The sequence below is a fragment of the Aggregatibacter sp. HMT-949 genome (assembly GCF_041734645.1).
Taxonomy (GTDB): Bacteria; Pseudomonadota; Gammaproteobacteria; order Enterobacterales; family Pasteurellaceae; genus Rodentibacter.
This window is the reverse complement of the sequence record NZ_CP162010.1, coordinates 1,059,776-1,082,100: the sequence shown is the minus strand read 5'-3', so window position 1 is coordinate 1,082,100 and position 22,325 is coordinate 1,059,776. Positions and strand designations below refer to the sequence as shown.

Below are 22,325 nucleotides of genomic sequence, written 5' to 3'. Positions count from 1 at the left end.
CGGGTTTCTTAAATCCACCGCGTTTATTTTATGCGCTTAATTCGTCTGCAATTTCTTCCGCTTGCTTAATCACATAGCTCACGGCTTCTTCCTGTTTATCGGGCGGATATTTGTAGCGTTGCAAGGCGCGTTTCACCAGAATGCGCATTTTGGCACGAACGCCTTCTTTGTATTGCCAGTCGATAGTGACGGATTTTCTGAGTGTGTCGGTGATTTCTTTGGCAAGTTTACTCAACACGTCATCGCCCATCAGTTCCCGAGCGCTTTGGTTTTGAGCCAGTGCCTCATAGAACGCCAGTTCTTCTTTCTTCAAGCCTAATTTTTCACCCAATGCCAAACGGGCTTGGAAGTCTTGGCTCATTTTGAAGAGTTCATCCAAAATTTCGATGACGCTTAAATTGTGGTTGTGATATTGGTTTAAAGCTTCTTTTAAACGCTGTTCAAAGTCTTTTTGTAAGGTGAGGTTTGTGCCTGATTTGGCTTTGATTTCACTTGCTAAATACCGCTCCATTGCGCTGACCCATAGGTTCTTCGTCGGGCTGTTTTTGATGGTCTGTAAAAACTCTTCGGAAAGCAGGCTGATTTGTGGCTGCGGTTTTTCCAGCAGATCAAATAAATCAATCACACCTTCGGAATAGACGGCTTGATTGACCAATTTTTTCAATAAAATTTGTCTTTCATTTGTGCCTGTACCGTTTTGTTCGCGCTTAGTGAGAATGGCTCGCACGGCATCGTAAAAGGCTATTTCTTGGTTGTATGGCTCAACTTCCGCTAAGGCACCACACAACATATAGCCTTTTTTCACCAAGCCTGCCGCTTTCAAAAAGGCTTTTTTGCGTGGCTCGGCTTCTTTTTTATTAAACCAATGTTGCTCGTGCGCTTTGCCATCAAAAGGCAATTGATCGAGACTTAAAATATGGTTGGCGGCAAAACGAATCGCCATCAGCAATTCATGTGGCTCGTCCTTCTCTAAGGCGGCTTGAACATCAAAAGTTTTCCCTTCAACCGGCGTTGCAAACAGGCTACGGACGAACTCTAAATGCTCTTTCATTTTAAAGAACACATCAATCACGCTATCCGTCAGCTTGCCATTGTCTTGTGAATTGGTGTATTGCCGGGTGGCTTCTTTGAGTTTGTCAGCAATGCCTACATAATCCACAATCAAGCCGCCGTTTTCTCGGCTTTTGTTGCGGAATACACGATTTACTCGGGCGATGGCTTGCATCAGGTTGTGCCCTTGCATCGGCTTGTCGATATACATCGTATTACAGCAAGGTGCATCAAAGCCCGTCAGCCACATATCGCGCACAATCACCACTTTCAGCGGATCGTTCGGGTCTTTAAAGCGGCGTTCCAGCGTTTGTTTTTCCTGTTTACTGTAAACGTGTTTCTGCATTTCCGGCGCATCGGAAGCAGAACCCGTCATCACAATTTTAATCACCCCTTCGTTAATATTGTCCGAATGCCATTCAGGGCGCAGTTTGATGATTTCATTGTATAAATCCACGCAAATCTGACGGCTGGAAACCACTATCATCGCTTTGCTGTCCACCACTTCATTGCGTTTGGCAAAATGTTGCACAAAATCTGCGGCTAATTCGATAAGACGTGCTTGTGAGCCTAGTAATTTTTCCTGTAAACGCAGGGAAGTCGATGGCTCCTCTTCTAGTAGAGCATCAATTTCTGCAAACAAAGCATCATGGTCTTTTTTATTTAAGCGAATTTGGCGAGCATCATCAAACACAATCGGTACGGTTGCGCCATCTTCCATCGCATCTCGCAAATCGTAAACAGATACATAACGTCCGAACACATCTTGTGTGTCTCTATCTTCTAGGCTAATCGGCGTACCGGTAAAACCGATAAACGAAGCATTTGGCAGCGCATCACGCAAATGGCGGGCGTAGCCTGCCTGAAACTTGCCGTTATGCAGCTTTTGCGTAAAGCCATATTGGCTGCGGTGAGCCTCATCGCTGATCACAATAATATTGCTGCGCTCATTTAAAACAGGGAAGCGGCTTTCTTCTTCATTTAGGGCGAATTTTTGAATCGTGGTAAAAAATACGCCGCCCACTTCATTTTGCGCGAGCAGTTGGCGCAGTTGTTCGCGGTCTTCCACTTGTTGCGGCGTTTGTTTGATTAAATCTTTGCCTGAAGAAAAGGTTTGGAAAAGTTGACCGTCCAAATCGTTGCGGTCGGTGACCACCACAATGGTGGGATTTTTCAATTCAGGCTGCGCAAGCAGTTTGCCGGCATAAAACAACATGGAAATCGATTTACCCGACCCCTGCGTATGCCACATCACGCCAATGCGGTGGTCGCCTTTTTCTGAAGTTGCAAAAAGAGTGGAATCGACTGCTTCATTTACGCCGTAATATTGATGGTATGCGGCGATTTTTTTAATGGTTTTACCACCTGAATCCCGTTCAAATAAGACGAAATAGCGGATATAGTCGAGCAAATCTTTGGGCTGCATTAAGCCATTGAGCAGGCTTTGCAATTCATCGTCAAAATATAAGCGCGCGCTTTTATTTTTTTCATCCACCACTTTCCACGGCGTAAAGCGTTGGAAATCAGCCGAAAGCGAACCCAAGCGTGCCGCAATGCCGTCTGAAATAATCAAGGCTTGGTTATAAACAAATAGCTCGGCAATTTCATCTTTATAGGTTTCAAACTGATTGAACGCCTGCAACAAATCCGCCGATTCACGCAGCGGATTTTTGAGCTCAAATACCACCAATGGCAGACCATTTACAAAGCCGATAATATCAGGAATCCGTTTTCCCCCTTTACGGCTGCGGATTTCCAGCTGATTGACAGCAACAAAACGGTTGTTCTTCACATGCTCAAAATCCACCAAGCGCGCCATTTCGATTTTTTGTTCGCCGTTTAACGTATATTCCACCCGCACGCCATCGCGCAACAGTTTATAAAACGCCTGATTACGCACCACCAAGTCGCCAATATCGCTTTTTGTCGCCGATTTGACCACAGAATCCACCGCACTTTCAGGCAGCTGAGGATTAAGCTTACGCACTGCCTCACGCAGTTGCTCAACAAAGACTACGCCGCTCAAATCGCCACGGGCAAACTCGCCTTCATGAACAGGCAAGTCTTTACCGTAGCGATATTCCCAATCGAGGGATTGCAGGCGTTGAAGGGTGATTTGTTCGATGTCGTTTTCGTTGAGCATGATGGGTTCCTTAGTGTGTGGTTTAAATCTCCCCTAACTCCTCTTTACGAAAGAGGAGAATGGTATTGAGCGTAGTGTTAGTTTAGGTGTTTTTCGTGAGTAATATTCGCTGTTAACTCGACTGCTTGCAGTCAACAAACCTCTCAAATAGTTCCCCTCTTTAGCAAAGAGGGGATAGGGGAGATTTGGCTGAAGTGAAATTAACCTCTATATTAATTATCCCTATTTTCTAAATAGTATTCTTTGCTTAATTTTATAATTTCTAAAGAGTCACTAGATAAATTCTTCCAAAAATCTAAGCTTCTTAAAGAGTTGTATATTAGATCTAAGTGAGTAAATTCCTGATTATCATTGTTTTCAGGATATTTTAATGATTCATACCAATTATCTATAGTGATTTTATTGGTATCTAAAAAATTCTTTATTATTGAATTTGGAGATGCCGTGTAACTTTCAATCTTTTTAATGAATGGAGAATCTTCATTTAGATATTCTTTTAGTTTTTGGATTAAAATTGTAAATTTATGCGTTCTAGGTTTATATTCATTATCGCAAAATAATATAGTACCCTTGAGCATTAATTCAATTCCATGATAAAAGTTAAAAAGAATAGGAATTCCGATATTATGATCAGACCATTTTGTTTCTTCATTATATTTATCTGGAGATATTTCTTCATCTGATGAAACTACCCATGGATTGCCAGTTACTACTAATTGTTCAGATGTAACATTTGCTATTCTTAGAAATCTTTGTCCCATTGTCCAATAAGCAATCGCTCTATCTTTTGAGCACATAATTAAATTTCTCCATTTAATAATTTAGGCAATAACAAATCTCTAATTTTAGCTAAACTAGAATTCTCTCTATCTTTAATGAAAATTTTTGAGAAACTCTCTTTTACATATTTCCCAAATAATTCTGTTAATTCTTCTGGTGGAACAATAATTTCCTTAATTAAAAAATCAGGGAAATGCCCTTTATATTCCACAAACTCTTGTTTTCCTAACGTAGCAAGATAAAGCCAATACAAATTGCATTCTTTCCCTTTGAAGGCAAATACATTTTGAATAGCACTAAAATCGTAAGAGATTAAACGCATATAACAAGTGTGATTAGCAAATACAATAATTGGATCTTCAATGCTTGCTTTTACGCCTGGTTTATCATTGTGATAACCAATAACACCTGATCTACCTTGATCCAAAATAGGTACTAAACCTTCTGAAAATGCGGTTTTTGAGCTATATTTTTTACCTACAGGAATTTTTTGAATAACTTCATCAATTCGCTTAACCTCCCACCCCTTCGGCACTTCACCCCCATCAACCTCCACCATCTCACACGGAAACGCTTTGGCGGTTTCGGCTAATTCGGCGTAGCGTTCAGGCTGTGTTTGTGAAAGTGCGGTCAGTTCTTTGGGTGTTTTTCCGCTGATTGCCTGCATGACTGCCAGTTCTGCTTGTTCAAAGCTAAGGCCGTCTGAAAGCGCTTGGACTTTAGCACGCACGGGATCGAAATCGACAAACCAGCTTTTAAACAGGGCTTGGGCGATTTGTTCCAAGGTTTGGTTGATTTGGGTGTTGAGGTGGATTTTACTTGATAAATGATCAAGTATTTCAATAATATAATCTTGTTCTTCTAAGGTTGGAAGATGTATTGTTAATGATTTTAATCCTGTTATAGTCAATGCTGGCTGTGTAGAGCCAATAGTAATTTCTTTTAAAGCTTTTCTTCCAACAGGCGAAGAAAACCAGTAATAAAGATATTTACTACGCAAAATATTATTAAATTTTCTAAACCAGGTTAGATTTCCATCTTTAAAATAAAATTCTTCTTTATAATTTACAAAATATGGAACACCTAATGTACCAACAGAGGTAAGTAAAATATCTCCATAACTAGGTGTTCCAAATTTGTTCTTTATTTCTAAAAACCGTTCTTTTGAAATAAATAACTCAGTTGTTATTTCATTTCCAGAGTTTAATTCTATAATTTCTTTTGATCTGAAAAATGGAATACCATTTTCTTGATATTCTGACCTCATAATTCTTTTACTAGAAGTAATTTCTACAAGCTCATCTAATTTATATTCTTTCCAATTACTCATACCCCAATCCCCCTAAATTCTTTTTAATCTCTGCTTCCAACTCCGCACTTTTGGCAAATTGTTCTTTTAAAAGAGCGGTCAGATTTTGCATTTTTTCTGCAAATGGCACGCCGTCGTCTTCTTGTTCTGCGGTGCCGACGTAGCGCCCCGGTGTGAGGACGAAGTCGTTGTCTTTAATTGCTTCTAACGTAGCGGATTTGCAGAAAGCGGCTTGGTCTTCATAGCCGTCTGATTTTTGCCAAGCGTGGAGGGTGTCGGCGATGTTGGCGATGTCGTCAGCAGTGAAATCGCGCAAGACACGGTCTTTCATATAGCCGATTTGGCGGGCGTCGATAAACAACACTTCGCCTTTGCGCTTTTTGTTGCGGTTTAAGAACCAAATACAGGCGGGGATTTGGGTGTTGGTGAAGAGCTGACCGGGCAGGGCAACCATACATTCCACCAGGTCGGCATTGATGATGGCTTTGCGGATCTCGCCTTCGTTGTTGGTTTGGCTGCTCATGGAGCCGTTGGCCAGCAACAATGCCATTTTGCCGTTGGGTGAGAGGTGGTAAATCATGTGTTGCAGCCAAGCAAAGTTGGCATTGCCTTTAGGCGGCGTACCGTATGCCCAACGTGGATCATCGGCCAGGGATTCGCTCCACCAATCGCTGATGTTGAATGGCGGGTTTGCCATAATGAAATCCATCTTTTTGTCGATGTGTTGCGGCTGGGTGAAGCTGTCGGCGTTGTGTTTGCCGAAGTCGTAATCAATGCCACGAATCGCCATGTTCATGGCGGCGAGTTTCCAGGTGGTGGGGTTGAATTCTTGTCCGTAGATGGAAACGTTGTTGATGTTGCCTTGATGGGCGGCGATGAAGCGTTCGGTTTGCACGAAAAAGCCGCCGCTGCCCATGGCCGGGTCATACACGCGGCCGGAGTATGGCTCAAGCATTTCGACAATCAGGGAAACAATAGATTTCGGTGTGAAATATTGTCCGCCACGTTTGCCTTCGGCTTGGGCAAAGCGACCGAGGAAGTATTCATAAACGTGACCGAGAATGTCTTTTGCGCCTAAATGCACGGGCTCGCCGTTGTAAGTCTGACGGGTAAAGTGGGTATCGGAGAAGAGGATAATCAGCCCGCGCAGGGTGTCTTCGTTTACGGCATAGCCGCTGATGCGTTGGAGGACGCCTTTGAGTTTTTCGTTATCTTTTTCAATGGCATCGAAGGCATCGTCAATGAGTTTTGCCACGCCGGAAAATTTCCCTCCCCAAGGCAGCTCTGCGCCGATGTTTAAGATGGAAACGGCTTTAATCTCGTCCCAACGGGCTTGCTGCGGCACCCAGAACACATTGTCGGCAGTGTAGTAGTCGCGGTTTTCCAGTTCAGCGGTTAAGGCGTCTTGATATTCTTCTTCGGTGTCGTAAAAAGTGCGGTCAAGATAGAGTGGATTTTCGGGATAAGTCAGTTCAGCCTGAATTTTGGCTTGTTGATGGGTGAAACTATCGGAAATGTATTTTAAGAAGATCAGGCCAAGAACAATGTGTTTATAGTTGGCGGCGTCAAGCTGTTGACGCAATTTATCAGCAGATGACCAAAGTTTTTCATCTAAATTATTAAGAAAGGCTTGTTGTATTAAAGAATTATTGACACAATCTTGGTGGCTTCTGGCTTCTGGCTTCTGGCTTCTGGCTTCTGCATAAAATTCGTCCTGTGTAAAGTGAAATTTAAGGAATATTCGAGAAAAGAGCCGTTATTCTATAGAAAAATTTTTAGGCGAACAAATGATTGGCTTAAATAGCCAGTTAATTTTTTGACAAAATGTTAAAAAAACAAAACCGAGCAATTGCTCGGTTTTTTTGTGGATTAGAATAGGTTACTGATGAAAATTACCACAATGATGACCGGTACGACAAATTTTACGTAGTTAAACCATATTTGGGTAAAGGTGGAATTGGGCGTTGAGGACAGTTCTTTCTTTGCTTCGTCTTTTAACACGAAACCGACGAAAATCGCACAACCCAATGCGGTAAGCATAAACAGAATATTGCCGCTAACGTAATCGAAGAAGTCGAAAATGCTTTTATCGAAAATGGTTATGTCTTTCCACAAATTGTCGCCTAAAATTGACGGTACGTTACCGAGTAAGAAGATGCCGCCGAGCGTTAATGCAATGGCTTTTCCGCGACGCATACGAAGTTTTTCTTGTAATGCTGTGATGATCACTTCGTAGATAGTGATAGAAGTGGTTAATGCCGCAATTAATAATAAGCCAAAGAAAATAATCGCGAAGAATTTACCTGCCCATAAATGTGAGAATACTATCGGTAAACTTTGAAATACCAAGGTTGGGCCCGCGTTTGGTTCAATTCCAAAGGTAAAGAGCGACGGGAAAATCATAAAGCCGGCAAGCACCGCGATAATGGTGTTGGTAAAGCCGGTGATTACTGCGGTTTGAATCAGATTTTCTTCTTTGTTTAAGTAGCTTGAAAGCGTAATTAATACGCCGAAACCAAGACTTAAAGCGAAGAACACTTGTCCTAATACGAAAATAAATAGCTGCGGGGTGATTTTGCTGAAATCCGGTTTTAAGTAGAAGGTGATGCCTTCCATTGCACCCGGTAAGGTAATGTTACGGATTACCATGCCGATGAGAAAAATAAAGAGCAACGGCATTAAATATTTTACCGAGCGCTCAATCCCGCCGATAATGCCTTTCGCCAAAATAATGTGGTTCACAGCTACGAAAAGAAAGGTATAAAACATAATTTCAAACGGGCTGTTGCCGATATGCAGATCATAGAAATTTTTTGCTACGTCTTTGGTAATTGGTGCGGAAATATCAAGACTGCCGCTGATTAGACTGACGATATAGGAAATTACCCAACCGCCGAGCACCATGTAATATGCCATAATACCGAAAGCACCAAGTAAGCCCATATAGCCCAAAATTTTCCAGTATTTAGAAATGCCTTTGCCTTTATCGTGAATTTTATCGCCGAAGGCATCAATAGAATTAACGCGCAAACGGCGCCCAATCACGTTTTCTACCAGAATCATCGGGATACCGATTACGATCATGGCAATACAGAACAGCAACACATAAGCGCCGCCGCCGTTTTCACCTACAAGATAAGGGAAGCGCCAAGTCGCGCCGAAACCCACAGTGGCACCGGCAACAGTCATTACATAAGTCAGGCGGCTCGACCAGGTTTGGCGTTGTGGTTTTGTTGTTGTCATGGTTTTTCCTATTTAAAAGTGCGGTCAGAAATAAAACGTTTTTGACCAAATTAATATTCCGTTTTGTATTTATATTCACACAGATCTTCAATAATGCACGAGCCGCAATGAGGTTTGCGTGCTACGCAAGTATAGCGACCGTGTAAAATCAGCCAGTGATGAACGTTCGTTTTAAATTCGTCCGGTACTACTTTGAGCAGCTTTTCTTCAACTTTTACGACGTCTTTGCCCGGTGCGAAGTTGGTGCGGTTGCAAACGCGGAAAATGTGTGTATCCACCGCGATGGTTGGATGTCCGAATGCGGTGTTCAACACCACATTGGCGGTTTTTCTGCCCACTCCGGCAAGGGCTTCAAGCGCTTCGCGACTTTCCGGCACTTCACTGTTGTGCTTTTCGATTAAATCGCGGCAGGTTTTGATGATGTTTTCCGCTTTACTATTAAACAGTCCGATGGTTTTGATGTAGCTTTTTAAGCCGTCTACGCCTAAATTTAAAATGGCTTGCGGCGTATTGGCAACGGGAAACAATTTTTCTGTGGCTTTGTTGACGCCTTTATCGGTCGCTTGCGCCGATAAAATTACCGCGATTAATAATTCGAAGGGCGAATTATACTGCAATTCAGTGGTAGGGTGGGGATTTTGATCACGTAATCTTGTGAGTATTTCGATTCTTTTTTGCTTATTCATATTTTTCTCCTACTTTCTTACTTGTACAAGAAAGTAGCAAAGAACACACGCCTGACTAAATCGCTTTTCCGCCCTTATTATTTTTTGACGGAAAATTTTGAACGCACTGCGCTCAGATATATAAAATTTTCCTAAAGATGACAAGTCGATTGGGCGATTTACAGGGAACCTTGATAAAGGCGGTTTAACTATTTGTTCCTATTATCGATTCTGTTTTTAATGGCAAGTAACAATCCTAAGCCAATAAACGCACCGGGCGGCAGGATAAAAAGTAAAAAGCTACTCTCGGTGTGGTAAAGGTGGAAAGAGAGAAATTTTGCGCCGTTGCCAAACAAGTTTTCGATGCCTTCAAAAATCGTGCCTTGACCCAGAATTTCACGTAAAGCGCCGAGCAGGGTAAGACTTAATGCCATGCCCAAGCCCATGGAAAAACCGTCCCAAGCGGAATGTAAAATGTTGTTTTTTGAGGCAAAGGCTTCGGCGCGGCCGATTACGATACAGTTCGTGACGATTAACGGAATGAAAATGCCGAGGGATTGATAAAGCGTGTAAGTGTAAGCGTTCATCAATAATTGCACCAGGGTAACGGTAGTGGCGATGATCATTACGTAAATCGGGATACGGATTTGGTGCGGAATCTGCTTACGAAACAAGGAAATGACCGTGTTGGTACAGGTTAAAACTAACAGGGTGGCAAGCCCTAAGCCAAGCGCATTAGTCGCTGTACTTGAAACGGCAAGTAACGGACAAAGCCCGAGTAATTGCACGACGGCTGAGTTATTTTTCCAAATGCCTTGGATAAAAATTTCTTTCCAAAGAGATTTTTCCGCGGGTTTGTTGTCCGTTTTGATCGTGGAATCAACAACATTGACTTGCGTTTCTTCGGGTTTGATGTTTTCTTCGGTTAAATCTGTCATCTTATTGCCCTAATTGATTGGCGAGGGATTCCAATGCGGTGCTATTGGCTAACATCACTAATGCTGAACGTTTTACTTGGTTGACAATGGCACGCGGCGTAATGGTCGCGCCGGAGAATTGGTCGAATTTACCGCCATCTTTTTTCACCGCCCATTCGTTTAAATTGTCGTTATTAATCGGCTGATTGTTGAAACTTAAAATCCAGTCGGAAATGCGTAATTCAATTTTATCGCCCAAGCCCGGTGTTTCATGATGTTCAATCACGCGCACCCCCAACACTTCGCCTTGTGGCGTTAAACCCACTAACAAGCGAATATTGCCGGAATAGCCGTCCGGCGCAGTAGTTTCATAAGCATAAGCGGAAATTTGGCCGTTTTTTTTCGCCAAATAAATTTTTTGAATGCCTTGTAAACGCTCGTCTTGCGGAATCGCCACGGTTTCCGCCGGATTATTATCAAAATAATTTTGCGGAATAACCTGCAATAAAAGCTCGCGTTGTTGCGCCGCCATGGCGTCATCAATTTTGCCCTTGGTCAGAAAGAAAATCCCGCTAGAAATCGCAGTGCAGAGCAGGGCGACCAAGCCCAATAACGCGCCGTAGCGCGACGTAATTTTAATAACGTCCATTATTTTATTCCTTTGGTTTGATAACCGGCAACGCGCGGACGTGTGTAATGATCGATAAGCGGTACGCAAATGTTACTTAACAAAACAGCAAAAGCGACGCCGTCCGGAAAGTTGCCGTGATAGCGAATAAGATAGACGAAAAGCCCGACTAAGGCGCCGAACACAATTTTTCCGCGCGGTGTAATGGAAGCCGTAACCGGGTCGGTGGCGATAAAGAATGCGCCGAACATCATAGCACCGCTGAACATTTGGCTGACTGCGCTTAAATGTGTGCCACCGGCAAGGGCGGTTGTGCTAGCTAAGCAGAAAAAAGTGAGTAGCATCGCTATCGGAATTTGCCAGTGAACGGTGCGTTTTAATACAAGGAAAAGTCCGCCCACTAAAAAAGCGAGGTTCACTTGCCACCAGCCTTGCGCAAAATCCGTACCGTTGCCCATAAAGATTGGCATTTTGACTAATTGATAAAAATCGTTAAGTTCGGTATGGCTCTTATAGAAAATTTTTGCGCTGTCCAACGGGGTGGCTTGTGTAATGCCATCAATGCTGTGCGCCAGCTGCGACAGGGTAAAGCCATCGGTGGTTAAACCGGAAAAAATTAACGATATCGCATCCGCAAAGCTTGGCGGTTTTGGTAATAAATCAAGCGGCGGCATCCACGTGGTCATTTGTAATGGGAACGAAATTAGTAAAATTACATAACCGATCATTGCCGGATTAAAAGGATTTTGTCCCAACCCACCGTAAACTTGTTTGCCGAGCAACAGTGCGCACAACGTGCCGATAATAATAATCCAATAAGGCGCATAAGGCGGAATGGCCATAGCGAGAATTAATCCGGTCAGCACCGCAGTGAAATCCGCCAAATAAGCAAGTGGCGCTCTTGCGCGTAATTTTATCGCCACAAATTCCGCAATTAGCGCAATGACAATTGCCAGCATAGACTGAATCAACACGCCGTAGCCAAAATAATAAATTTGTGTGAACAGCGCCGGCATCATTGCCAAAATCACCCAAAGCATAATGCGCGCCGTTAATTTCCCTGAATGAGTGTGGGGTGAACTGACCATTTTAAACATTGTTTATTCCTGCGATTCATCTAATTTTTGTTGAGTTTGCGCTGCTTTTTTGGCTTTTGCGCGGGCAATTGCGGCGGCAACAGCGGCTTTTTTCGGATCAAGCGTCGTCGATTTTTCCTCAAATGCAGACGTTTTTTCAGCGGCAGCTTCAGCGTTATTGGAAGTTGAATTTAGCACCGCATTGGAGGCTTCTGCCGCTTGGTTTTGTTCAGCTTGAGCTGTTGGGCTTTGTGCTGCTTTTTTGGCTTTTGCACGGGCAATTGCAGCGGCAACAGCGGCTTTTTTCGGATCAAGCGTGGTCGGTTTTTCCTCAAATGCAGGCATTTTTTCAGCGGTAGCTTCAGTGTTATTGAAGGTTGAATTTAGCACCGCATTGGAGGCTTCTGCCGCTTGGTTTTGTTCGGTTTGAGCTGTTGGGCTTTGCGCTGCTTTTTTGGCTTTTGCGCGGGCAATTGCGGCAGCAACGGCGGCTTTTTTCGGATCAAGCGTCGTTGGTTTTTCCTCAAATGCAGGCGTTTTTTCAGCGGCAGCTTCGGCGTTATTGAAGGTTGAATTTAGCACCGCATTGGAGGCTTCTGCCGCTTGGTTTTGTTCGGCTTGATCTGTTGGGTTTTGCGCTGCTTTTTTGGCTTTTGCGCGGGCAATTGCAGCAGCAACGGCAGCTTTTTTCGGATCAAGCGTCGTCGGTTTTTCCTCAAATGCAGGCATTTTTTCAGCGGCAGCTTCAGCGTTATTGAAAGTTGAATTTAGCACCGCATTGGAGGCTTCTGCCGCTTGGTTTTGTTCTTTTTGACTTTGTGCTTGTTGGCGGGCAAGCCGGCGGGCTTGACGTTGCGCCATTAAATCGGTGTTATCCGGTAATAGTTCGCCTTTGGCAGAAGTGATAGTTTTTGCCTGAACCGTTTCATTTAATTCACTGGACTTTCTCGCTTTTAAGCGTTCGAGTGCGGCTTTCACCGGATCTTCACCTCGGCTTTTCGCCAATTCTTCACGACGCGCTTCGGCGGCCCGTTGAGAGCGTGCTTTGCGCTCTTGTTCTTCACGTTCCATGCGGGCTTGTTTAGCTTCAAAGCGAATTTTCGCTTCCTCGGCTTTTTTCTGTTTTTCTTTAATTTGCCAAATTTTCGCCTTTTCTTGGCGGAAATATTGAATTAACGGAATGTGGCTTGGGCAAACATAAGCGCATACGCCACATTCGATACAGTCTTTTAACGCATATTCTTCCGATTTTTGGTGATCTTCGCTGCGCGCGAACCAATACAGTTGCTGTGGCATAAGATTGACCGGACAGGCATCGGAGCAGCTGGAACAGCGAATACAGGCTTGTTCCGGCGCCGGTTCGGCATATTCGAGATGATCGGGCGCGAGCAGGCAGTTTACAATTTTTGTCACCGGCGCAGTCAGGTTCGGTAATTCCAAGCCCATCATCGGGCCGCCGGCAAACACCGGAAAACCTTCGTCGAATTGATAACCGACGTGGGTGAGTGCATGAAAAATCGGTGTGCCAAGACGTATCCAATAATTGCCTTTTTGTTGAATTTTGTTGCCGGTTAGCGTGACCACGCGTTCAATTAGCGGTTCATCATCAATAATCGCTCTTTTGATGGCGAATGCGGTGCCAACATTGTGCATCAGCACACCGATGCTTGACGAACGCGCGCCACTCGGGACTTCCATACCGGTAAGCAGATAAATAAGTTGTTTTGCCGCACCGGACGGATATTTGGTCGGGATTACGCGTACATCAATGTCGTTGGCGCCGCGCAGTGCATTATGGATAGCGTTAATGGCTTCTGGCTTGTTATCTTCGATGGCAATCACGACTTTTTCCGGACGTAAAATATAACGAAGAATACGACTGCCTTCGATAATTTCAGCTGCGCGTTCCTGCATTAGGCGATCGTCGCAAGTGATGTAAGGTTCGCACTCGGCGCCATTAATAATCAGCAATTTGGTTTGCTGCCCGGCGGAATGAATTTTGGCTGCCGTCGGGAATACCGCACCGCCCAAACCCGCTACGCCGGCGAGGTAAATTTTTTCGATTAATTGTTGTGGCGACAGCGAGAGAAAATCTTCAATCGGTTGTCGCGCAATCCATTGATCCAGACCGTCTGCTTGTAAATGTACGGTTGGTTCTTTCAAGCCGGACGGATGAGCGGCAGCATAAGGCGCAATGGCTTTAATCACACCGGAAGTCGGTGCGTGCACCGGCAACATACGTAAGCCGTCGCCTTGGGTTAAGGGCTGTCCTTTATAAACATAATCGCCGACTTTGACTAACAAATTTCCTGCGCTGCCCGCGTGTTGTTTGAGCGGAATATAAAAATCCGTGCCAAGCGGCAGCGTTTGTAGCGGTTGATGAGCAGATTGAGATTTCATATCGGGCGGGTGAATGCCGCCTTTGAAATCCCACAATTTGCCGGAATTAAAACGAGATAATACGTCCGTCATTTTATTTCCCCACCACTAATTTTTTCTCGGTTTCGGTAACGTTCACCACAGGAATGACTAATTTTGCATCGAATTTCCAATCCCAACTGTCAATTTCTTTTTTTACTGGGATCATCGAAATACAATTCGTCGGGCAAGGCGCGACACAGAGTTCACAGCCGGTGCAAAGATCCGGAATAATGGTGTGCATCATTTTGTTGCTGCCGATAATGGCGTCTACTGGGCAAGCTTGAATACATTTGGTGCAGCCGATACACATATTTTCATCGATAAATGCCACCATTTCAGGCGGCTCTTCGATGCCGTCCATCGGCGGCACGTCAACGCCCATAATTTCGGCAATTTTTACCACCGTTGGTCGTCCGCCCGGAACGCATTTTGTGATGATATCGCCATTAACAATAGCTTCAGCATAAGGTTTACAGCCGGGATAACCGCACTGACCGCACTGGCTTTGCGGTAATACGGCATCAATTTTTTCGGCAAGCGGATCGGCTTTCACTTTCAATTTTAGTGAAGCAAACCCTAAGATTGCCCCAAAAATCAAGGCGAGTAGGGTGATGACGATAAAAAGAGCGGTCATTATTACTTATTTTTTCCTGAAAACTTTTGATAGAACCCGATAAATAAAATTAACAGAGTAATCGACATTAAAAGATAAATCATGCTTTGACTAAGCCCGCGAAGCCCATAAAGGCGAGGGACATTAAGCCCGCCGTGATTAAGGCAATGGAGGAACCACGAAATGTAAGCGGCACGTCGGCGGCAACCAAGCGTTCGCGCAACGCGGCAAACAGAACCAAAACGAGGGCAAAGCCAAGGGACGCGCCGAAACCGTAAATTACCGATTCCGTTAAATTGTGTGCCGAATTAACGTTTAACAAGGCTACGCCCAATACCGCGCAGTTGGTAGTGATTAAAGGCAAGAAAATGCCGAGCAAACGGTAAAGCGTCGGGCTGGTTTTGTTAATCACCATTTCGGTGAATTGCACCACTACGGCGATCACTAAAATAAATACGAGGGTGCGTAAGAATGTGGCGTTTAAAGGCAGCAAAATATAATGATCGACTAAATAGGAGCAAAGGGATGCTACGGTTAACACGAAGGTGGTTGCTAGGCCCATGCCGACGGCTGTTTCGATTTTTTTCGATACGCCCATGAAGGGGCAAAGCCCTAAAAATTTCACCAACACGAAATTGTTAATCAATGCGGTGCCGATAATCAATAAAATATAATCTGTCATTGCAATCTGCCTTTTTTGTGAGGCCGTTATTATCCTTATTTATAAGGACGAGAACAATAAAAAATTTGGGGTAGAAGCGCTTAAATCAAGCGTTAGGCAGGTATTAAAAACAGCACCGCATTGAACCTTCAAAACAGCACCGCATTGAACTTTCAAAATAGCACCGCATTGAATTTTCAAAACGGTACTGAATTAAACGGGGTTGTTTTAGTCCGGTCGGTATGGCTTCGGCGTGAAAATAACCTGTCGATTATTTCAATTTTTCCAATCGCGCCATTAGCACATCATCGCTTAAACTTTGAGTTTTGCGCATTCGGTAAAACAGCAGCACCGCGGCAAAGGTGAGCGAGACGACAAAGGCGAGCCAAAACCCTTGAGCGCCGATGCTTGGCATCAGTAAATCCGTGCGGGCGAGGACGTAACCTAACGGAATGCCGATTACCCAATAGGAAAACAGCGTGATGTAGAGAATGACTTTGGTGTCTTTATAACCGCGTAACACGCCGCCAACGACCACTTGAACGGTGTCGGAGAACTGGTAAATCGCGGCAAGAAAAAGCAAGGTTGCAGCCATGCCGATTACGATTTCGTCTGTTACAAAAATCGCGGCAATTTGGTAACGATAGAAAATGGTGATGAACGCAGTGACAACGGTGAGCGTTAGGCCTAGCAGCAATGCGGCATAAGACAGCTTTTTCGCTTTTTCAGGCGCACCCGCACCGAGTGCTTGACCGACTAAAATCGTCGTCGCCATGCCGATGGACATAGGGAACATAAAAATAAGCGAGCTGGTATTCAGTGCAATTTGGTGGCTTGCCACAATGTTTGCGCCCAACGGCGAAAGCAATAGGGCGGTAATGGCGAATAGCGCCACTTCACAACAAAGCGCGATAGCAATCGGTAAACCCAACTGAAGTAATTTTTTTAAGGTTGCTGCGTTCGGTTTTTCAATAATTTGGCTGAACACCTGCAATTTGCGTTCTTGTCGATTGAAGTAAGAGTAACCGATCATCATCAAGCACATTGACCAGTTCACGATCGCTGTAGCAATGCCGCAACCTACCGCACCGAAGGCGGGAATCCCCAGTTTGCCGTAAATAAAAATATAGTTAAGCGGAATGTTCAGCATTAAACCGAGAAAGGTAATCACCATGGCCGGTTTGGTTTTTGCAATGCCGTCGTTTAAGCAGCGGAAGTTCATCAGTAATAAATAAGCCGGTAAGCCCCAAAGCATAGCGTGCAAATAATCTTGTGCAATATGCGCCATATGCGGTTCCATTTGCATAAAGCGTAGGGCGAAATCGCTGTAATAAATCAGTATGCCGAGCGGAATACAGCTCGCCAAAGCAATCCAAATGCCTTGCCGAATTTGGTGTGCAATGCGGTGCTGTTGGCCGGATCCGTTTAAATAAGATACCGTTGGCGGTAGTGCGAGCAATAAGCCGTGGCCGAATAATACAAGAGGCAGCCAAATGGAGGCGCCGACGGAAATCGCCGCCATATCGGTAGCGCTTACACGCCCCGCCATGATGGTATCCACCAAGCCCATGGAGTTTTGCGCAATTTGCGCCAATAAAATCGGCAGTGCAATTTTGATGAGTCTTTTAATATCGGCGTGATAAGACGACAGTTGGGAGAAAAGACGAAAATTCATAAATTTTGATATACTGTGCAAAAATTTTTTATTGAGGAACATCTATGTTTAGCGGAATTGTACAAGGCGTGGCACCGATCCATTCCATTACGGAGAAGGCAGATTTTAGAACACAAGTGGTAAAATTACCACCCGAAATGCGCAAAGGGTTAGCAATCGGCGCGTCTGTTGCGAATAACGGTGTTTGTTTAACGGTTACCGAAATCAACGATGATTTGGTCAGTTTTGATTTAATGCAAGAAACTTTGCGAATTACCAATCTTGGTGCATTAAAAGTGGGTGATTGGGTCAATATTGAGCGTGCGATGCAAATGGGTGCGGAAATCGGTGGTCATATTTTATCCGGCCACGTGTATTGCACGGCGACCATTTCCAACATTATTGCTTCCGAAAATAATCGTCAAATCTGGTTTGAATTGCCGAATACCGAGGTGATGAAATATATTTTAACCAAAGGTTTTGTTGCGGTGGACGGCATTAGCTTGACCATCGGTGAAGTACGCGGTAATCAATTTTGCGTTAATTTAATCCCTGAAACCTTGCAACGTACGTTAATGGGACAACGTAAGCTAGGCGACCGGGTAAATATCGAAATCGATTCACAAACTCAAGCAATTGTGGATACGGTGGAGCGTTATTTGGCTAATCGTACTTAATTTAGGTAAAAAATACGGTGGTTTTTTAAAAATCTACCGAAACTATGCCGCTATTACACAAAGCTAAAATGACCTCACAAAACAGCACCGCATTAAAGTGACTTATTGAAGTGACTTTCAATGCGGTGCTGTTTTGTGATTTAAGCTTATACTTCACCGGGAGGGTTTCGTGCATTTACTATCCAAGACCGAAATCTAGCGTGTTTTTATGTGCTAAAAAACTAGCCTTGTTGCTTTTTCGATTTTTTCCATTTCCAAACCAAAAATAAGCCCAATAGGCCGATAAGCACATAAATCACCATTTGGCCTTTTTGGATTTGTTCATGCAACCAGTGTAAATTTTTTGCACCGAATTCGCCGAGGTAAACCCAAATCGGCACCGAGATAATGGCGGCACAGAAATCAATTAATACGAAACGGGTATAACTTACCCGACGCGTAATGCCGGAAACCATATAAATCGGGGCGCGCAGACCCGGCAAGAAACGCGCCACGAATAACACGCGGTTGCCATATTGAGCAAATTTATCGCGCACCATTTTTAAGCGTTTTAAGGTGACAATTTTTCTCATTGGGCGGAAACGCAAAATGCGTGTACCGTAAATGCGGCCGAGCCAGTACATGCAAGAATCGCCGATAAGTACGCCGATCATACTGACCAATAACATTAAATGGGAATTGACGCTTTCAGGATAAAGCCCGGCGATTACGCCGCCTGATACGAGCGTGACGTCTTCCGGAATCGGCACACCGAAACCGCAGATAATCAAAACGAAAAGTACGGCCCAGTAGCCGTAATCAGTAAAAAAACTAATCAGAAATTCCATTTTTTCCCGCTATTTTTAGTGAAATTTATTGCCAAAAATTGCGAGTTATTCTAATCGTTTTAAGGGAGATTGCCTAGAAAAAGTTTGCTTTAATAACGTCTATCCTTTATAATCCGCGCCCTCAAAGTTGGTCTTTGAGTCTGTTTAGGAAAATTGCTGGGTCGCCTGCAATTTTTTAATTTTTAATCTTACTTAGAAGAGAACATTAAAATGGCATTTAAATTTAACGCTGAAGTTCGTTCCGCGCAAGGTAAGGGTGCGAGCCGCCGCCTGCGTCATAACGGTCAAATTCCTGCAATCGTTTACGGCGGCAGTGAAGCACCGGTTTCAATCATCTTAAATCACGATGAATTAAACAATGCACAAGCTCAGGATGCTTTCTATTCTGACATCATCACTTTAGTGATCGAAGGTAAAGAAGTGGCTGTGAAAGTTCAAGCGATGCAACGCCACCCGTTCAAACCAAAGTTGGTTCATATTGATTTTAAACGCGCTTAATTTTTTGCGTTAATAAGAAACACCAAAGATCGTTCTTTGGTGTTTTTTTATGGAAAAAGAGGTGGAAAATGAACATCGCGTTAGGCATTGAATATAACGGCCAACATTATTTCGGTTGGCAACGACAAGAAAAAGTGCGCAGTGTACAAGAAGAATTGGAAAAGGCGCTTTCCTTTGTGGCGGATGAAAAAGTTGATGTTTTTTGCGCGGGCAGGACTGATTCCGGTGTACACGGAACAGGACAGGTGGTGCATTTCAAAACCAATGCGGTGCGCTCGGATAAGGCTTGGGCATTCGGTACTAATGCGAATTTGCCCGATGACATTGCGGTAACTTGGGCAAAGGTGGTGAGTGATGAATTTCACGCCCGTTTTTCTGCTACAGCGCGCCGTTATCGTTATATTTTATATTGCAACAAATTACGTTCAGCGATTTTGCCGGCGGGCATCACTCATTGCCACTTGGATTTAGATGCCGACAAAATGCAACAGGCCGGTCGATTTTTATTGGGTGAGCACGATTTTTCCTCTTTCCGTGCAGCGCAATGCCAATCTAATACTCCTTGGCGCAATATACATCATTTAAATGTGATACGCCGAGGTGCTTATATTATTGTGGATATTCAAGCTAATGCTTTCGTGCATCATATGGTGCGCAATATCGTCGGTAGTTTGATTGAAGTAGGCGCAGGCAATCAGCCGATTGAATGGATAAAATGGTTGCTTGAACAACGTAATCGCAAATTGGCGGCACCGACGGCAAAACCGGACGGGCTTTATTTAGTGGATGTGATTTATCCCGAAAAGTTTGAAATTCCCTCACATAAATTAGGGCCGCTTTTCTTACCGGATAATCTTGTCTGACTAGCAAGCCGAATCGAATTGTGATTTAATACACAGAATTTTTTAGTGGATAAACAGGTAAAAAAATGAGCTGGATTGACCGAATTTTTAGTAAAAGCCCGTCTTCTTCAACACGTAAAGCAAACGTACCGGAAGGGGTTTGGACAAAATGCACTGCATGCGAACAAGTGCTTTATAGCGAAGAATTAAAACGTAATCTTTATGTGTGTCCGAAGTGCGGTCATCATATGCGAATCGATGCGCGCGAACGTCTTTTACATTTGTTGGACGAAGGTTCAAGCCACGAAATCGCTGCCGATTTAGAGCCGAAAGATATTTTAAAATTTAAAGATTTAAAAAAATATAAAGATCGCATTAGCACCGCACAAAAAGAAACCGGCGAAAAAGACGCACTAATTACGATGACTGGTACCCTTTATAATATGCCAATCGTAGTTGCGGCCTCTAATTTTGCCTTTATGGGCGGTTCAATGGGTTCCGTAGTCGGTGCGAAATTTGTGAAAGCAGCGGAAAAAGCAATGGAATTAAATTGCCCGTTCGTTTGTTTCTCAGCCAGCGGCGGTGCGCGTATGCAAGAAGCACTTTTCTCATTGATGCAAATGGCGAAAACCAGTGCGGTGCTCGCACGGATGCGCGAAAAAGGTGTGCCGTTTATTTCCGTATTAACCGATCCTACATTGGGCGGTGTTTCCGCCAGTTTCGCCATGTTAGGTGATTTGAATATCGCCGAACCAAAAGCCTTAATCGGTTTTGCCGGTCCGCGCGTGATTGAACAAACTGTTCGCGAAAAATTACCGGAAGGTTTCCAACGTAGCGAATTCTTATTAGAAAAAGGCGCGATCGATATGATCGTAAAACGCGGCGATATGCGTCGTACCTTGGCAAGCGTATTAAGCAAATTAACCAATCAACCTTCACCTTTTGCTGAGTCCGAATTTATTCAACATGAAGCATAATATGAATTTAAAAGCCACTTCGCCACTCGCTGAGTGGCTTTCTTATTTGGAAAACAGTCATTTTAAAGCCATTGATCTCGGCTTGGAACGAATTAAAAAAGTCGCGGCAAAACTCGATCTTTTAACGCCGGCGCCTTATGTCATCACGGTGGGAGGAACTAACGGAAAAGGCACCACTTGCCGTTTGTTAGAAACAATTTTGCTTAATCACGGCTTACGCGTAGGCGTCTATTCATCGCCGCATTTGTTGCGTTACAACGAACGCGTGCGTATTCAAAATCAGGATTTGCCCGATGAAGTGCATACGGCGTCTTTTGCCTTTATTGAACAAAATAGAACTGAATCGCTCACTTATTTTGAGTTTAGTACGCTTTCTGCGTTGCATTTATTTAAACAGGCGAATTTAGATGTGGTGATTCTCGAGGTGGGATTGGGCGGCCGTTTAGATGCGACGAATATTGTAGATAGTAATCTTGCGGTGATCACCAGTATTGATATTGATCATACGGATTTTCTCGGCGACACGCGCGACGCTATTGCTTTTGAAAAAGCCGGAATTTTCCGTGAAAATTGTCCGCTAGTGATTGGCGAACCGAATGTACCAAACAGTATGCTTGCACAAGCGGCGCGTTTGCATTGCAAGGTTTCCCGCAGAGATGTGGATTGGTCGTTCCGACAAAATAACGAAAGTTGGCAATGGCAAAGCAGCAAAAAACGCTTGGAAAATCTTCCATTTTGTCAAATTCCGTTGATGAATGCGGGCACCGCATTGGCGGTGCTTGAGCAGCTGCCTTTTGATATTAGCGAACAAACCATTCGTCAATCTTTGCAAGAAGTGGAACTTGTGGGACGCTTCCAAATGATTAAAGCGGACAAGCGGGAAAAACTCGCCTCTTTTGTCGCTAAAGATATAAAGACATTGCCGACGGTCATTATTGATGTGGGACACAATCCCCATGCCGCCACCTATTTAGCGGAAAAACTCAGCGCATTGAAAGCTCGAACTTCGGGCAAACTCATCGCCGTATGCGGGATGTTGAAAGATAAAGACGCAAGTGGTGTATTTAAGCAGCTTATGTCGTTAATCGATGAATGGCACTGCGTTACCCTAGACGGTTATCGTGGTCAATGCGGTGCTGATTTGTTAAGTAAACTCGTCAGCGTTTCCCCGACGCTTAAGGCTGTCGCCGAAAATTCCGTTATCGATGGCGTAAAAGCCGCGTTAACCCACGCGTCTTCAAATGATGTTGTTTTAGTATTTGGTTCGTTCCACACGGTTGCAGAATTTTGCCGGGTAGTGGAATAGATCGAATAGCTTATTGCGAAAACCAAACTTAATCGCGA

Annotated in this window: 20 protein-coding genes; 5 read left to right on the top strand and 15 right to left on the bottom strand. The window is 44.1% G+C overall.

All coding sequences use genetic code 11. The annotated features are described in order from the left end of the window. Nucleotides 1–28: 28 nt before the first annotated feature. From AB3F25_RS05015 to AB3F25_RS04955, 13 genes are all read right to left on the bottom strand, one after another. Nucleotides 29–3,193, bottom strand: coding sequence for a type I restriction endonuclease subunit R (locus tag AB3F25_RS05015; RefSeq protein ID WP_373602803.1), 3,165 nt, complete (start codon nucleotides 3,191–3,193; stop codon nucleotides 29–31). A 212-nt stretch (nucleotides 3,194–3,405) separates the two neighbouring features. Further along, the gene (locus AB3F25_RS05010) at nucleotides 3,406–3,990 is read right to left on the bottom strand and encodes a hypothetical protein (protein WP_373602802.1); all 585 of its coding nucleotides are present in this window, start codon (nucleotides 3,988–3,990) and stop codon (nucleotides 3,406–3,408) included. 2 nt (nucleotides 3,991–3,992) lie between these two features. After that, nucleotides 3,993–5,303 carry a restriction endonuclease subunit S gene (locus AB3F25_RS05005; RefSeq protein ID WP_373602801.1) on the bottom strand — a complete coding sequence of 437 codons (1,311 nt, stop codon included), beginning with the start codon at nucleotides 5,301–5,303 and terminating at the stop codon, nucleotides 3,993–3,995. Next, a complete protein-coding gene (locus AB3F25_RS05000; protein ID WP_373604331.1) occupies nucleotides 5,296–6,921 on the bottom strand; it encodes a type I restriction-modification system subunit M in 1,626 nt (541 codons plus the stop codon). The genes AB3F25_RS05005 and AB3F25_RS05000 overlap by 8 nt, the downstream gene beginning before the upstream one ends. A 230-nt stretch (nucleotides 6,922–7,151) precedes the next feature. After that, the gene (locus AB3F25_RS04995; RefSeq protein ID WP_373602800.1) at nucleotides 7,152–8,525 is read right to left on the bottom strand and encodes a sodium-dependent transporter; all 1,374 of its coding nucleotides are present in this window, start codon (nucleotides 8,523–8,525) and stop codon (nucleotides 7,152–7,154) included. 50 nt (nucleotides 8,526–8,575) lie between these two features. Further along, on the bottom strand, nucleotides 8,576–9,211 hold the full coding sequence (gene nth / locus AB3F25_RS04990) for an endonuclease III (RefSeq protein WP_373602799.1): 636 nt from the start codon (nucleotides 9,209–9,211) through the stop codon (nucleotides 8,576–8,578). A gap of 188 nt (nucleotides 9,212–9,399) precedes the next feature. Then, on the bottom strand, nucleotides 9,400–10,128 hold the full coding sequence (locus AB3F25_RS04985) for an electron transport complex subunit E (RefSeq protein ID WP_373602798.1): 729 nt from the start codon (nucleotides 10,126–10,128) through the stop codon (nucleotides 9,400–9,402). Nucleotide 10,129: 1 nt separating this feature from the next. Next, nucleotides 10,130–10,756, bottom strand: coding sequence for an electron transport complex subunit RsxG (rsxG, locus tag AB3F25_RS04980; protein ID WP_373602797.1), 627 nt, complete (start codon nucleotides 10,754–10,756; stop codon nucleotides 10,130–10,132). Continuing rightward, a complete protein-coding gene (gene rsxD, locus AB3F25_RS04975) occupies nucleotides 10,756–11,832 on the bottom strand; it encodes an electron transport complex subunit RsxD (protein WP_373602796.1) in 1,077 nt (358 codons plus the stop codon). Before rsxD ends, rsxG begins: the two co-directional genes overlap by 1 nt. Nucleotides 11,833–11,835: 3 nt before the next feature. Next, the gene (gene rsxC / locus AB3F25_RS04970) at nucleotides 11,836–14,283 is read right to left on the bottom strand and encodes an electron transport complex subunit RsxC (RefSeq protein ID WP_373602795.1); all 2,448 of its coding nucleotides are present in this window, start codon (nucleotides 14,281–14,283) and stop codon (nucleotides 11,836–11,838) included. A 1-nt stretch (nucleotide 14,284) separates the two neighbouring features. Then, a complete protein-coding gene (gene rsxB / locus AB3F25_RS04965) occupies nucleotides 14,285–14,866 on the bottom strand; it encodes an electron transport complex subunit RsxB (RefSeq protein WP_373602794.1) in 582 nt (193 codons plus the stop codon). A gap of 79 nt (nucleotides 14,867–14,945) precedes the next feature. Next, nucleotides 14,946–15,527 carry an electron transport complex subunit RsxA gene (rsxA, locus tag AB3F25_RS04960; protein ID WP_373602793.1) on the bottom strand — a complete coding sequence of 194 codons (582 nt, stop codon included), beginning with the start codon at nucleotides 15,525–15,527 and terminating at the stop codon, nucleotides 14,946–14,948. Nucleotides 15,528–15,777: 250 nt separating this feature from the next. Continuing rightward, nucleotides 15,778–17,181 (bottom strand): MATE family efflux transporter, encoded by a 1,404-nt coding sequence (locus tag AB3F25_RS04955; protein WP_373602792.1) that lies wholly within the window; start codon nucleotides 17,179–17,181, stop codon nucleotides 15,778–15,780. Nucleotides 17,182–17,225: 44 nt separating this feature from the next. Between AB3F25_RS04955 and AB3F25_RS04950 the strand changes: the two genes are divergently transcribed. Beyond that, nucleotides 17,226–17,837: a riboflavin synthase subunit alpha gene (locus tag AB3F25_RS04950; protein ID WP_373602791.1), complete on the top strand. Its 612-nt coding sequence runs from the start codon at nucleotides 17,226–17,228 to the stop codon at nucleotides 17,835–17,837. A gap of 25 nt (nucleotides 17,838–17,862) precedes the next feature. On the opposite strand, the gene AB3F25_RS04945 is transcribed toward AB3F25_RS04950, so the two are convergent. Further along, a complete protein-coding gene (locus AB3F25_RS04945; RefSeq protein ID WP_373602790.1) occupies nucleotides 17,863–18,012 on the bottom strand; it encodes a hypothetical protein in 150 nt (49 codons plus the stop codon). A 46-nt stretch (nucleotides 18,013–18,058) separates the two neighbouring features. Next, nucleotides 18,059–18,664 carry a DedA family protein gene (locus tag AB3F25_RS04940; protein ID WP_373602789.1) on the bottom strand — a complete coding sequence of 202 codons (606 nt, stop codon included), beginning with the start codon at nucleotides 18,662–18,664 and terminating at the stop codon, nucleotides 18,059–18,061. A gap of 210 nt (nucleotides 18,665–18,874) precedes the next feature. Between AB3F25_RS04940 and rplY the strand changes: the two genes are divergently transcribed. From rplY to folC, 4 genes are all read left to right on the top strand, one after another. Further along, nucleotides 18,875–19,162 (top strand): 50S ribosomal protein L25, encoded by a 288-nt coding sequence (rplY, locus tag AB3F25_RS04935; protein ID WP_373602788.1) that lies wholly within the window; start codon nucleotides 18,875–18,877, stop codon nucleotides 19,160–19,162. Nucleotides 19,163–19,230: 68 nt separating this feature from the next. Then, nucleotides 19,231–20,025, top strand: coding sequence for a tRNA pseudouridine(38-40) synthase TruA (gene truA / locus AB3F25_RS04930; protein ID WP_373602787.1), 795 nt, complete (start codon nucleotides 19,231–19,233; stop codon nucleotides 20,023–20,025). A 65-nt stretch (nucleotides 20,026–20,090) separates the two neighbouring features. Then, nucleotides 20,091–20,981 carry an acetyl-CoA carboxylase, carboxyltransferase subunit beta gene (accD, locus tag AB3F25_RS04925; protein WP_373602786.1) on the top strand — a complete coding sequence of 297 codons (891 nt, stop codon included), beginning with the start codon at nucleotides 20,091–20,093 and terminating at the stop codon, nucleotides 20,979–20,981. 1 nt (nucleotide 20,982) lies between these two features. Then, nucleotides 20,983–22,287 carry a bifunctional tetrahydrofolate synthase/dihydrofolate synthase gene (gene folC, locus AB3F25_RS04920; RefSeq protein WP_373602785.1) on the top strand — a complete coding sequence of 435 codons (1,305 nt, stop codon included), beginning with the start codon at nucleotides 20,983–20,985 and terminating at the stop codon, nucleotides 22,285–22,287. Nucleotides 22,288–22,325: the final 38 nt, after the last annotated feature.

Excerpts from the sequence above, each read along its gene's own strand:
- AB3F25_RS05015 (WP_373602803.1), bottom strand. The coding sequence starts at position 3,193 with ATGCTCAACGAAAACGACATCGAACAAATCACCCTTCAACGCCTGCAA.
- AB3F25_RS05010 (WP_373602802.1), bottom strand. The coding sequence starts at position 3,990 with ATGTGCTCAAAAGATAGAGCGATTGCTTATTGGACAATGGGACAAAGA.
- AB3F25_RS05005 (WP_373602801.1), bottom strand. The coding sequence starts at position 5,303 with ATGAGTAATTGGAAAGAATATAAATTAGATGAGCTTGTAGAAATTACT.
- AB3F25_RS04995 (WP_373602800.1), bottom strand. The coding sequence starts at position 8,525 with ATGACAACAACAAAACCACAACGCCAAACCTGGTCGAGCCGCCTGACT.
- nth (WP_373602799.1), bottom strand. The coding sequence starts at position 9,211 with ATGAATAAGCAAAAAAGAATCGAAATACTCACAAGATTACGTGATCAA.
- AB3F25_RS04985 (WP_373602798.1), bottom strand. The coding sequence starts at position 10,128 with ATGACAGATTTAACCGAAGAAAACATCAAACCCGAAGAAACGCAAGTC.
- rsxG (WP_373602797.1), bottom strand. The coding sequence starts at position 10,756 with ATGGACGTTATTAAAATTACGTCGCGCTACGGCGCGTTATTGGGCTTG.
- rsxD (WP_373602796.1), bottom strand. The coding sequence starts at position 11,832 with ATGTTTAAAATGGTCAGTTCACCCCACACTCATTCAGGGAAATTAACG.
- rsxC (WP_373602795.1), bottom strand. The coding sequence starts at position 14,283 with ATGACGGACGTATTATCTCGTTTTAATTCCGGCAAATTGTGGGATTTC.
- rsxB (WP_373602794.1), bottom strand. The coding sequence starts at position 14,866 with ATGACCGCTCTTTTTATCGTCATCACCCTACTCGCCTTGATTTTTGGG.
- rsxA (WP_373602793.1), bottom strand. The coding sequence starts at position 15,527 with ATGACAGATTATATTTTATTGATTATCGGCACCGCATTGATTAACAAT.
- AB3F25_RS04955 (WP_373602792.1), bottom strand. The coding sequence starts at position 17,181 with ATGAATTTTCGTCTTTTCTCCCAACTGTCGTCTTATCACGCCGATATT.
- AB3F25_RS04950 (WP_373602791.1), top strand. The coding sequence starts at position 17,226 with ATGTTTAGCGGAATTGTACAAGGCGTGGCACCGATCCATTCCATTACG.
- AB3F25_RS04945 (WP_373602790.1), bottom strand. The coding sequence starts at position 18,012 with ATGCACGAAACCCTCCCGGTGAAGTATAAGCTTAAATCACAAAACAGC.
- AB3F25_RS04940 (WP_373602789.1), bottom strand. The coding sequence starts at position 18,664 with ATGGAATTTCTGATTAGTTTTTTTACTGATTACGGCTACTGGGCCGTA.
- rplY (WP_373602788.1), top strand. The coding sequence starts at position 18,875 with ATGGCATTTAAATTTAACGCTGAAGTTCGTTCCGCGCAAGGTAAGGGT.
- truA (WP_373602787.1), top strand. The coding sequence starts at position 19,231 with ATGAACATCGCGTTAGGCATTGAATATAACGGCCAACATTATTTCGGT.
- accD (WP_373602786.1), top strand. The coding sequence starts at position 20,091 with ATGAGCTGGATTGACCGAATTTTTAGTAAAAGCCCGTCTTCTTCAACA.
- folC (WP_373602785.1), top strand. The coding sequence starts at position 20,983 with ATGAATTTAAAAGCCACTTCGCCACTCGCTGAGTGGCTTTCTTATTTG.